This is a genomic window from Dongshaea marina (assembly GCF_003072645.1).
In the GTDB taxonomy this organism is placed as follows: Bacteria; Pseudomonadota; Gammaproteobacteria; order Enterobacterales; family Aeromonadaceae; genus Dongshaea; species Dongshaea marina.
This window is the reverse complement of the sequence record NZ_CP028897.1, coordinates 2,896,176-2,907,514: the sequence shown is the minus strand read 5'-3', so window position 1 is coordinate 2,907,514 and position 11,339 is coordinate 2,896,176. Positions and strand designations below refer to the sequence as shown.

The window sequence follows — 11,339 nt, the reverse complement described above, 5'->3', positions numbered from 1 at the left end:
CATCTTCCTTTGGGGTCTTGCAACACGAAACCTGAAGAGTCCTCTCTTCTAACTAGCGTTCACGCAATGCATTGTATTTGGCTCTGAGTATCGGTTTTAGCAGGTAATCGATCACTCGCTTCTTGCCGGTCATGATATCCACTGTGGCCTGCATCCCAGGTATGATCGGCAGAGGATGTTCGGGTGTGCCAAGGAAGTTAACACTGGTTCGCACCCGAACCAGAAAATAGGGGTTGCCTTTCTCATCCTGGAATGAGTCGGGACTGATGTGCTCCACCTCACCCGGAAGACCGCCATAGATAGTAAAGTCATAGGCTGAGAATTTGACGATCGCCTTGAGTTTGGGGCGAAGGAAGGCGATATCCCGGGGAGAGATCTTGGCCTCGATCAGCAGCGAGTCTTCATCCGGTACGATATTGATGAGATCCATCCCAGGCTGAATGACACCCCCCACGGTATTGACCTCAACTTTTTGGATTGTGCCGTTGACGGGAGAAAGCACCATGGTGCGCTCAACCCTGTCTTTTAAGCCAACCTGGGTCTCTTTGAGTTTCTTCAGCTCAGCACGCTTTTGATTGAGCTCTTCGTAGGCATCAGAGCGAAAACTCAGGGCAACATTGCGCCGTTTGAGGATCTTCTCCCCGAGGCTGGCCTTGAGTTTGGGGATCTCCAGGCGCTTGTTGACCAGCTCACCCTGCAGATTGTTGAGATCTCGCTTCATCTTGAGGAATTCAACCCGAGGCACCAGCCCCTCTTTGACCAGAGGTGCTGACAATGAGAGTTCCTCCTGGGCCAGTTTGATATTTTCGGTCTGGGTGCGGATGGTCGCCTCCAGCTCTTTGGCCAGTTGCTCCTCCTGCTCAATCTGGTAGCCCATGATCTCAAGATCGGCGCTTAGGTTTTTGAGCTGCTCCTGAAGTAGAGATTCCTGTTGAGAAACTTCCACCGGATGATCTTTCCACAGCTCCTTGGTAAAGCGTGGCTGATTGAAGTTGACCCGGACCTGCTCTCTCCAACTAAGAGACTTGGATGGGTTGACGATGACACTGGTCACCGCTGCCTGCAAACGTGCGATATCTGCTTCAAGGCCAATGATCTCCTGAAAGCGTCCCCTGAGATCCGATTTGAAACGGGTATCATCTATCAGCAGCAGCCTTTCACCTATCTTGACCTTTTGTCCTTCACGTACATAGATCTCTTTGAGGATCCCTCCCTCCAGGTTTTGTACCACCTGCAGCTGTTTGGATGGGATCACGGTACCCTGAGCCACTGCCACCTCATCAATCTTGGCCCACAGCGCCCAGATAATAAAAGATGCGACCAGGATCAGGGTGAACCACAGCATGATCCGGGCACCACGGATTGGCTTGGAAAGATTAACGGCAGAGAGGTCGTTTAAAAACTCCTGCTCCTGGGCAGGGATCTTTTTTTTGTTTGACGGGATCACTGAGAGTCTCCTTGCATCGGCGCTCGCACTTTACCCTCACTTAGCTGTTGCATGACCTCCTCTTTGGGACCATCTGCAACCAACCGCCCGTTATCAAAAACCAGAATGCGATCAACCAGCTCCAGCATGGAGGAGCGGTGGGTGATCAGCAACATGGTCTGTTTGGAGTTGAGTTTCTTCAATGACTCTCTGACCTGGATCTCACTTCGAAAATCCATATCCGAAGTTGGCTCGTCTAAAATCAGAACCGGTGGATCATGAAGCAGCGCTCGGGCTAGGCCGATGGTCTGCTTCTGGCCTCCGGACAGGTTGCGTCCTCCCTCTCCAACCTGTCGCTCCAGTCCGTTTGGATCGCGCATGGCAAACTCGGCAACTCCGGAGCGAATGGCGGTTCTTTGAATGGTTTCATCATCGATCCAAGGTTGTCCCAGGCAGATATTGTCACGAATTGAGCCGAAAAACAGGGTGATATCCTGGGGCATGCAACCAACATTACGCCGCAGGAAGCTCTCAGGAAACTGTTGGATATCGATCCCATCGAGATAGATGGAGCCCTCAGTAGGCTGATAGAGTCCACTTAACAGACGCATCAGTGAGCTTTTACCTGCACCGATCCGTCCGATAATGCCAATTTTTTCACCTGCACGGATCGAAAGGTTGAGGTGGTTGACCGATTTGGCATCGCTTCCGGGGTAGACAAAGGATACGTCGGTGAACTCCACATTGCCCTTGATGATGGGGTTGGTCACCTTGTCAGAGGATTCGCGCTCCTCGGGAAGTTCCATGATTTGACTGAGGATCTTCAGAGCCGACTTGGCCTGGTTATAACGGGTGGAGAGAACCGATAGCTGAACCATGGGGCCGATCGCCCGTGAGCCCAGCATCACAGAGGCGATGATCCCCCCCATGCTCAACTCACCATTGGCCAGCAGATAAACGCCATAGACAATCAAGGAGACAGTAATCATTTGCTGCATATAGCTGGCGGTGGCACTGACCGAGGTGGTGATCTTACGCGTCTTGGTGCCCCAGTTAGCCATATGGTTGACGGCCTGCTCCCAGCGAAACTGGAAGACACCTTCGGCGCCCAACAGCTTAACGGTTTCAATTCCTGAGACGCTCTCCACCAGGTTGGCATGCTTTTGTGATGCGAGACGACTTCCCTCTTCAACACTGCGCTGTAGAGGCGCCTGGATCAGGAAGCTGTAGATGATGAGAATTGCGATTCCAGTGATCGGGATCAACACCATGCTACCGGCAAACAGCCAGATCACGAACAGGAATAGCAGGGCAAAGGGAAAATCCACCAGAGAGGTGATGGTTGCTGAGGTGAAAAACTCACGAATCGACTCGAACTCCTGGAGATGGCGGACGAAGGCCCCGGTCGAGATGGGGCGAGACTCCAGCCGGGTACGCATCACCTTGGAAAAGATCTCGGCAGAGAGGATGACATCGGATTTTTTGGCTGCGACATCGATAAAGTAGCTTCGAAGCTGGCGGATCACAAAGTCAAACAGGAAGATCACAGCCGCCCCGATCGCCAGCACCCACAGCGATTCAAATGCAAGGTTGGGAACTATCTTGTCATAGACGTTCATGGTAAACAGTGGCGCTGCGATGGCAAAAATATTGATCAGCAATGAGGCATAGAGAACATCAGCATAGATGGGGATAGAACGGAAAATCACGCTCCAAAACCAGTGACCATGTTTTGAGAGCTTGAGATCAGGGGAGCGTTGATCATAACGAAACTCCTGCTTGAGAAAAAACAGGTTTCCCTGGTAATCCTTCTCCAGCTCGCTAAGTTCGATCCAGATCTCTCCCGAGTTCTTACTGGGCATCATCACCCGGGCTTGTTGTTTTTGAAGATCAAGCTCCATCAGTACACAGGCGGTCTGCTTGCCGAGCAGTAAAATACAGGGAAGTTGCTCCGGATCAAGATCGGTTAGTTTTTTATCAAAGACTCGCGAGCTGAGGCCGGCCCGAATAGCGGCCTGGGGAAAATAACTAGCGGTGAGTCTTCCTTCAGGAAGAGGCAGGCCAGCGAGCAGCGATTCGCGGCTGCAAACAGCACCAAAGCGACGGCTTATCCACCACAAGCACTCGAGTAGCGGGTCGACAACGTTTCGGGACTCTTGATGTTCATGCATTCCTGTTATCCTGATCCTGGTGACAGTCACGGCTTCAGCTGTGTCTAGAAAAAATTATAGATTGTTTAAGGAGTTGCTGGCGCTTGATTTTTAAAACCGAGCGTTAATGAGGTGGGCTTCTATCAAAAATGGGAGTTTGGTCTCCCGAAACCCAGCCGCGCGCAGGGTACCGAAGCCATCAAATGTAGTCAAATGAGTCAGCTCTCAATTTCGTAAAATTTTGTAGTCTCAGTAGAGGTTTAAACATTGCTTAATAAGCTCACCGGTGGATTTATCCTGTTATCATGAGATGATTTTACAATTGGGGGATTGAATGGAACGGACTGTATTGATCACCGGCTGCTCCAGCGGCATAGGGTACGCATCGGCCATGGCTCTGCGGGAGCAGGGATATCGGGTCATCGCCTCGGCACGCAAACCTGCCGACATTGAGATGCTCAGACAGCAGGGGCTGACTACCATAGAACTTGATTTAACCTGTGAGAGCTCAATGGAGCGAGCGGCCGCGCAGGCTCTGGAGCTGGGGCAGGGACGTGTGTATGGCCTGTTTAATAATGGTGCCTATGGTCAACCGGGGGCATTAGAGGATCTTCCAACTTCGGCATTGCGCCGGCAGTTTGAAACCAATCTGTTCGGCCTGCATCATCTTACCCGGTTGCTCCTGCCCTCAATGCTTGAGGCGAAAGAGGGGCGAATCATTCAAAACAGCTCGGTACTGGGGCTGGTTGCGATGAAATACCGGGGGGCTTATAACGCCAGTAAGTTTGCGCTGGAGGGCTATACGGATACACTGCGCCAGGAGCTCAAGGGGAGCGGGGTTTGCGTCAGCCTGATTGAACCCGGGCCCATAGACACGGCGTTTCGGAAAAATGCCCGCGCAGCCTTTTTGCAGGAGATCTGCATGGATGAGAGCCGCCACCAGGATGCCTACCAGCTAACACTGCAAAGACTGGATAAAGAGGGGCCCTCCGGGCGCTTTACTCTGCCTGCAGATGCCTGTGTCAAACCTCTACTGCATGCATTAAACAGCAGGAGCCCTAAAGCCCGCTATGCTGTCACTGTACCAACACACCTAATGGGATTTTTCAGGCGGGTGTTACCCACTTCACTCTTGGATCGCCTGCTGGCGAACTCAGCATAGCGCCTGGTCTCGTCGCGATGAGCTGTCAGTCGTTGATGCTCCTCAAACCGAAAAGATCGGAGTGAACATCCTCACAGCTCTATAACTGAGTGTCCTAAGTATTATGAAGTAATACCTTAGGGCACAGTATTGGCAACTTTAGCAAATTTGGTATTAGTTGCTGTATCGCCCCGATACAATCACTTCTCTTTAATATCCTTTTAAGAGAAGACCATGACACTGAGAAATTTGTTGGCTCTGGTTGGGTTAACCATCATCTTACCGGCCTGTTCGGCGACCCCGAATTTACAGGGGAGATACACAGAGAAAGGCCAATATACATCGCCATCACATCTTTTTACTGCCGTGTTTCCCTATGATCTTGAAGATCATGAGATGATCCACCTTACAGAGGGTAAATTTGATATAGCAAAGAATCAGGTGGAATATGTGGAGGTGAGTAATTATTCATTAGATTTTGGGCCTGCTTTTTCCCTGGACTGGAGCCCGATCCCAAAGGGGAAAATAACTAAGCGGATCACTGGGGATTTCCGGACCTTTGCTCAAAAGAGCATGGCTCATAGTTTTTCAGAGTTTAGAAAACATTATGATACGAAGCATGCAAAGCCAACTTGCTGGGAGCTTTGGGTTGGCCGGCATCAGGCTTATCAGTGCACCCTGACATTTAAGCATGATAAGAAAAATAGCAGGGCAATGACAAAGACTATTGTTCTATACCCGGGTACTAAACAATATCCGGCATCCGTAATGAAAGCCTCAATGCTGATGGCCTATGAAAATCGCTCACAGCAACAAGATCAGCAGAAACTATACCGGGATTTGCTTAACTCAATACAGCCCGTACTCAATTAAGTTGAGTTTGGGTACAGATGTCGACAACCAAGGACGGCGTGAAGTTATGGGGTGACAATAAAACGACCGAGGCTACAGGCAGCTAACGTCACCCATGAGCATCCTGTATTTACACATTCATGGTTAATATCTACAGCTCGGCCTCTGCGCCTTGGGCAAAAGCCCATACCTTGAAGGACGGAGTGCCTAGCAACTGAAAAGCTGCCCTCAGGGAATACACTCAAATACCCCTTGTTTCTGGTCAAGAGGTAGCGTGAGTCTTGGCTTATCAGGACCGCAACAGTCGCCTGTAGCCCCTTATCAGAAGGTGCCTGCTACCACTGAGCAGGATCAGCAGGAGTAGTTCAATCAGCAGCGCGCCGGCAAATCCACAGCCAATTCCCCAGATGATCGCCTGCTGGTTGAGAGGAACCACGGCGCTGTAGTGGGTGAGGGTTTCTTTGTAGATGGCTCCATCGTGGGCCAGTGCAATGTGCCATGCCCGGGAGTACCAGTTCCCCTGAAGCTGCTTAAGCTCTGTGTCTAATAACCGGACGCGCTGATAGATCTGTGCAATATGGGGCGCATCACTTTGCATCACAGGATCGGCACTCTTTTGGTAATGGCTTATCAGGTGAGGAAGACTGCCTTCAAAGTAACGGTCGGCCGTTGCCTGAAACCCCCGAGGTTGTGTTGCGCCTCTTTAAGATGTGCATCAACCCTTTGTTGATACTGGTTCATGAAGCCAGGTAGCTGTAATCCGATCAACATACTCAAGGCAAAGGTTGCCAGTCGTAGATACTCCCTTAGCATGCTTCTACCCCTTAAGTGGATTTTTTGCCGCAGACCCTGATGCTTGTGTATCGGGGCCGGTACAGTAACGGTAGATCCACAGAGTAACAGGAATGGCGAGGATAGCCAGAAGCTGGGGCAGCAGGATCAATTGGTAGTTTTGACTAAAGTAGGCGATCCCATTCATCGCTGGTTCTACCAGGGCGGCTCCCACCAGGATGATGATCATGTTTGCCATGCTCATCGCCTTGGCGTGCAGTTCGTCGGGGACACTATTGCTGATGATGGGAAAAGGCAGCACATAGGCACTGGAGAGAAACCCAATGCCAAACAGTGCACTCCCAAGACCAAAATAGCTGAGTTTACCAAACAGGATGGTGATTAAGAGCAGGAGGCAGAGCAGGGCACAGCCATAGAAGGCTTGGTGATAACAGCCTCGCTTGCTGACCCAATGTCCCAGCAGCGGGTTCCCGAGAATAATGCCTAAAAACAGCATTGAGCTGCACAGGCTGGCCTGAGTGTAGCTGAGGTTCAGTCCCTGCTGGAGAAACGGCAGGCACCAAAGGGATGCAAAGCATAAAACGATCGAGAAAAACATGCCGCCGATACAGCCATAGAGCCAGATTGTAGGGTTGAGTAACAGGGCCCTGAGGCTGGTTTGGCTGCACACAACTCGGGGAGTGGCAGGGGCTGTTATCTTTGATGATCCGGGGTAGAGCAGAGCGAGTGACAGGCTACTGATCAGGAAGAGCCCCCCAATCAGGAGCATCGCCAACTGCCAGCTGTGGTTTTCGACCACCCGGGAGAGGGTGCTCTGGCACAAAAATCCCCCCAACATACCGATCGATTCGGTGATCCCAACCGCGATTGGAAAAAAATGGGCGGGAAGATAGCGTTTTGCGACACTGAAAGAGCAGACGATCGCACCGGCACAGACCCCACCCTGCAGGATCCGGATCCCATAAGCCAGCCATACCGAGCTCTGAGAGGCAAACGCAAAACAGAGCAGGGCGGCCAGTAGCAGGGTCAGTATACTGACTCTTTTGGCTCCATAACGATCCACCAGGGCACCCGCCGGGATCTGGCATATCAGGTAGAACAGAAAAAAAGAATCCGATAAGAAGGTGACGTTGGTCAGTGAGATCTCAAAGGTGTGCCGCCAGGGCTCGACCGCAATACTGGGAAAGGTTTGCAGGGCAAATTGCAGCAACACGAAACAGGAGGTGATAACAAAGATTGTGAAGTAACGGGCAGAAAAAGCGGTTTTCATGGAAAGGGTGATCCGGAGCCGATATCAGGGTTGCAGAGCGCTCATAGGAGCAGCGTCAGGGCCCGGGAGCGGGTCCTGACTCATTCTAACCTCAGTTGCGGACTCTTGCCATATGAAAGGCATCGACATAGCTGCCATTTCTGAAGGCAAAGGCACAGCTAGTGCCTTCAATTTCAAAGCCATGTTTCTTATAGAGTGCAATGGCTGCGCTATTATCGGTATAGACGGTCAGTTCAATCCGTTTGGTATTTAGCCAGTTGTCGGCCAGCTCTGTGGCTGCGGCCAACAGTTTGCTGCCGATTCCGCGCCCCTGAAATTTAGTACTCACAGTGATACCAAAGGTTGCCACATGGCGGCGGCGTGGGTTTTGCTCGGTTTGCAAGCCCAACATTCCGACTATGCTATCATCCAGGATTGCAACCAGGGTGTGTTGGTTTGGGCTTTGTTCATCCAGGCGTTGCTGCCATTTTTGCAGTGAGGGGTAGGGGAGTTGCAGCGTTCCTTCATAAATCGCCGGCTCGGTAAACATGGCATGGATCTGCTTATAATCACCCTTTTCGATGTGGCGTATTGTGACGGACATATTGGCCTCCCTATGTTCAGAACCGGGAGCAACTCCCGATTTTCCCTGATGATCTGTCTTTTAGGACAATATCATTTCGGGAGCAGGCGCTAAACCGCTTTGTTATCCCGGCTAGTTGTGTATGACAGCTTAAACATGGGAAAACAGAGATATGAGCTGAAGGTATTCGGAGCCGTCAGAAGATATCCATGCGGATTCATTATTCCGGATGAGCAGCCGGGCCTTTCGGCAAGATCTCTATTTAACCTTGGGTTAACAAACTCCCTTGGATCTGATCTGAAGGATGACTATCTCATGGCCGATAAAAAGGTAAAATAACCACATAAGCGAACAAATGATTTGAAAGAGAGTTTTTCGTTTTCACTGTTAATTATCTTCAATAGACAGGGAGTGCTTTGCGAAACTGTAGGGAGTGCAATTTTTGAATTAAAGCTGTGAGGTCAATTCATGCAACAGATCACTTTATCCCAGGCACTTAATTTTGAACATCACCTCAATCCTGAATTACACCATCAAATTACTAAATCAGATAACGATACCATCTATGCAATAGCGGAGCAGCTTGACTCTCCCCGCAAGGTTGCTTTTCTTAATCTGGTTGATGCCATGGGCAAGCCATGGATCCTCAAGCATCAGGAACTGCTCGAAGAGCTTGAACTCAGGCACTGGAAAAAAGCATCCTGGATGGTGATGTGCAGCCCACTGTCAACCACATGCCCGGGTCGGGCTCACCGCATAGCTGATGGCTTGGCGAATGGCGATCTGAGTGAATATCTGTCGGTTGCCTGATGAATCTTAAGCCACCTGTGGCATACAGACTCGTGTTTCACAGCTGTTGTTGATGTCTGATTTCACTTTTCACCAACACTGTGTGTATTCGTCCATGGAACCTCTGCTGCCGCATTCCTGCGACAGCAGGTTGGTGACCTTGAAATCAGTACACCTTTGTATGAGCAACGGATCTGAGACATAACCGCGTGGAGTTATTTTAATAACCAGATCATTTCCTAAAATATAAGTTATTTTTAGTGATATATATAGATAAAACAGGCTGACATTAGTCATCAAGCAGTGAATATGTTTTCATAGTGAGTTTGATTATTTAATGCTCCGCTAAGATTGCAATGAAAACTTAGATCTGTATATTTCTACTATTGATATTTTTTTGCAATCCTCTGGAGTTCTCCCCGCTGTTTCAGGAGAGTAAATGCGGCCTGTAACTTTTTAAGTAGCGCGTCATCAACTGCTTTTTTTGAAGCGCCGAAATAGACAGAGTCCTGATTGATGTAAAATGGGTGAGCCTTAAACTCTTTTAAGCGTAGATCGCTTCTGCGCTCGAAGTTAAATGAGATAAGCTCCTCAATATAGCCAGAGATCCTCTTTTTCATGAGGCGTTCAATATGTAGCCGGAGATAGGGCACTTGCAGGAATTTATCCTGAAAGAGAGGGTCATCTTCTAATAATTCATTAAACTCCCGACCATAGAAGCCCCTCGGATGATTTCAACTTTTGCGGGGAGCTTTTTCAGATCCTGCATGGAGTGGATTCGGTAGTCGCTATCTTTTCGTACGATCAGCGCCATAATCTCTGGCAAGTGGGGGCCTATGAAGTACATATATTGCTTGCGCTCATCTGTCAGTGAGAGGTTCGTCATCAGGTGGACATGACCCATCTCCATCTCCATGAGGGCTCTTTTCCAGGGGATGACTCTGAACTTGGGCTGACAACCGATTTCATGGAGTATTGCTGTGATTTGATCGACCGAGATCCCCTGCCATTTTCCGTCCACCTGCCAGTAAAAAGGCTTTGATTCCTGGCTGACCCGGACCATCAATTCACATGGCTTTGCCGACAAGAGCTGGCTAAACAGTATGCTGATCAGTAACGCAAAGAGCCGCATTTAGGGGCCTATGGAGCCATCTATCCTTGTTATTGATCCAGTGTAGTTCAGTGGGCACAGCCTGACGATGCCTTGAGCTTGTTTATCCGGCATTGGGGCGGTACGCCTGATAATAGTGAGAGAGCTGCATCATCAGGTAGGCGCACAGCACGCCGATGATCCCTCCGGCCATCACGTTTAGCATTCGCAACGTGGCAATAGTTTCGCTTTGACTGAGAGTGCCGGCGGCAATGGCGATCAGCATGCAGCGGCTGGTAAAGGAAACAGGATAGCTTCGGATCACCAGAGTCAGGGGGATCAGCATCGCGGCCAGGCCGTTGATTTGGCTGTGTTGTGGGATCAAGAACATCCAGCCGATTCCGAGGGCAAGCCCTATGATGGCACCCAAACTACGATGGCGAAGTTTGCGGTGCATGCTTTCTAGCTCCCCTGTGCTGACACTGACAGAGGACCAGATCACCCACTGTCCATGATTTATACCAAGGAGCTTAACGCTCAGGGCGGTGACAAAAATGGCAATAAAGATGCCTGCAACCGTCCAGCCTAAGCTGTGTTCGGCGCTGCCAAACGCTCCCTTATTCATCCAGAGCAGAGGATAGCAATCTGTTTTTTGACCCATAGATTTCAGGTACTCATAAATCAGCACCAGCACTGGGCCTATCAGGGTGACTGGGAGCTTTGGAAGCATCGCCATATAGTTTTTTAGCATCAGCTGGGGGTGTGCTGCATCATAGAGATCGCATGCAAGATAGAGGGAGGGGATCAGGATCCAGCTTCCAAGGGATCGTAATTTTTGGCCAAACACCCCAAGTCCTATGCTACAGGCCCCAAGGCAAGCGCACAGCAGGGCAAACCGCCAGCTGGTATCCTGAGTAAAATACAGCAGGGTGAAGCCCGTCAGGATCAGCAGCCAGTGGCCCAGCAAGGGGAATATTCCCCAGCGAAGTTTTGCCTGAACAATATAGAGCGGGATACTGACAAGACCTAACTTTAACCAGATATGATCCCCACTTATCCAGAACATTGCCAGGCAGGGTAGGGTGGTGATCAGCATCAGCAACAGCTCAGACAGATTAAACCAGCCGGCGAGCTCTTTTCGAAGGTCAGAGAATAGATTCATAGGCATTGGCTCCTGTTTAATATCAGTTGTAGAGTTTTGCTTTATCCATCCGCGGCCGGTTCTAAAGCTAAAGTACCTTGACGGCACCATGTTGAGCTCAGCCTG

Annotated in this window: 10 protein-coding genes and 1 pseudogene; 3 read left to right on the top strand and 8 right to left on the bottom strand. The window is 50.2% G+C overall.

The features are described from left to right. Positions 1-52: 52 nt before the first annotated feature. A complete protein-coding gene (locus DB847_RS13685) occupies positions 53-1,447 on the bottom strand; it encodes an HlyD family type I secretion periplasmic adaptor subunit (RefSeq protein ID WP_199911572.1) in 1,395 nt (464 codons plus the stop codon). Beyond that, on the bottom strand, positions 1,444-3,597 hold the full coding sequence (locus tag DB847_RS13680; RefSeq protein WP_108651202.1) for a type I secretion system permease/ATPase: 2,154 nt from the start codon (positions 3,595-3,597) through the stop codon (positions 1,444-1,446). Before DB847_RS13680 ends, DB847_RS13685 begins: the two co-directional genes overlap by 4 nt. Positions 3,598-3,910: 313 nt before the next feature. On the opposite strand from DB847_RS13680, the gene DB847_RS13675 reads away from it, so the two are divergent. Further along, the gene (locus tag DB847_RS13675) at positions 3,911-4,738 is read left to right on the top strand and encodes an SDR family oxidoreductase (RefSeq protein ID WP_108651201.1); all 828 of its coding nucleotides are present in this window, start codon (positions 3,911-3,913) and stop codon (positions 4,736-4,738) included. Between the two features lie 231 nt (positions 4,739-4,969). After that, the gene (locus DB847_RS13670; protein ID WP_159084624.1) at positions 4,970-5,590 is read left to right on the top strand and encodes a hypothetical protein; all 621 of its coding nucleotides are present in this window, start codon (positions 4,970-4,972) and stop codon (positions 5,588-5,590) included. 268 nt (positions 5,591-5,858) lie between these two features. Here DB847_RS13670 and DB847_RS13665 read toward each other — a convergent pair. From DB847_RS13665 to DB847_RS13650, 3 genes and pseudogenes are all read right to left on the bottom strand, one after another. Continuing rightward, positions 5,859-6,340 (bottom strand): annotated as a pseudogene (locus DB847_RS13665) (DUF2937 family protein). A gap of 46 nt (positions 6,341-6,386) precedes the next feature. Continuing rightward, on the bottom strand, positions 6,387-7,631 hold the full coding sequence (locus tag DB847_RS13655; RefSeq protein ID WP_108651197.1) for an MFS transporter: 1,245 nt from the start codon (positions 7,629-7,631) through the stop codon (positions 6,387-6,389). 91 nt (positions 7,632-7,722) lie between these two features. Continuing rightward, positions 7,723-8,214: a GNAT family N-acetyltransferase gene (locus DB847_RS13650; RefSeq protein ID WP_108651196.1), complete on the bottom strand. Its 492-nt coding sequence runs from the start codon at positions 8,212-8,214 to the stop codon at positions 7,723-7,725. 447 nt (positions 8,215-8,661) lie between these two features. Between DB847_RS13650 and DB847_RS13640 the strand changes: the two genes are divergently transcribed. After that, positions 8,662-9,003 (top strand): hypothetical protein, encoded by a 342-nt coding sequence (locus DB847_RS13640; protein ID WP_108651194.1) that lies wholly within the window; start codon positions 8,662-8,664, stop codon positions 9,001-9,003. A gap of 362 nt (positions 9,004-9,365) precedes the next feature. On the opposite strand, the gene DB847_RS13635 is transcribed toward DB847_RS13640, so the two are convergent. The 3 genes from DB847_RS13635 to DB847_RS13625 all read right to left on the bottom strand — a co-directional run bounded on the left by DB847_RS13635 (position 9,366) and on the right by DB847_RS13625 (position 11,234). Further along, the gene (locus DB847_RS13635; RefSeq protein ID WP_108651193.1) at positions 9,366-9,602 is read right to left on the bottom strand and encodes a type 2 periplasmic-binding domain-containing protein; all 237 of its coding nucleotides are present in this window, start codon (positions 9,600-9,602) and stop codon (positions 9,366-9,368) included. A 68-nt stretch (positions 9,603-9,670) separates the two neighbouring features. Further along, positions 9,671-10,114, bottom strand: a complete 444-nt coding sequence (locus DB847_RS13630; protein WP_108651192.1) for a substrate-binding periplasmic protein — start codon at positions 10,112-10,114, stop codon at positions 9,671-9,673. Positions 10,115-10,196: 82 nt separating this feature from the next. Further along, the gene (locus DB847_RS13625) at positions 10,197-11,234 is read right to left on the bottom strand and encodes an FUSC family protein (RefSeq protein WP_159084623.1); all 1,038 of its coding nucleotides are present in this window, start codon (positions 11,232-11,234) and stop codon (positions 10,197-10,199) included. Positions 11,235-11,339: the final 105 nt, after the last annotated feature.

Bases quoted from the DNA above. Each gene is read 5' to 3' on its own strand.
- DB847_RS13680 (WP_108651202.1), bottom strand. From the start codon at position 3,597: ATGCATGAACATCAAGAGTCCCGAAACGTTGTCGACCCGCTACTCGAG.
- DB847_RS13675 (WP_108651201.1), top strand. From the start codon at position 3,911: ATGGAACGGACTGTATTGATCACCGGCTGCTCCAGCGGCATAGGGTAC.
- DB847_RS13655 (WP_108651197.1), bottom strand. From the start codon at position 7,631: ATGAAAACCGCTTTTTCTGCCCGTTACTTCACAATCTTTGTTATCACC.
- DB847_RS13650 (WP_108651196.1), bottom strand. From the start codon at position 8,214: ATGTCCGTCACAATACGCCACATCGAAAAGGGTGATTATAAGCAGATC.
- DB847_RS13640 (WP_108651194.1), top strand. From the start codon at position 8,662: ATGCAACAGATCACTTTATCCCAGGCACTTAATTTTGAACATCACCTC.
- DB847_RS13635 (WP_108651193.1), bottom strand. From the start codon at position 9,602: ATGAAAAAGAGGATCTCTGGCTATATTGAGGAGCTTATCTCATTTAAC.
- DB847_RS13630 (WP_108651192.1), bottom strand. From the start codon at position 10,114: ATGCGGCTCTTTGCGTTACTGATCAGCATACTGTTTAGCCAGCTCTTG.
- DB847_RS13625 (WP_159084623.1), bottom strand. From the start codon at position 11,234: ATGAATCTATTCTCTGACCTTCGAAAAGAGCTCGCCGGCTGGTTTAAT.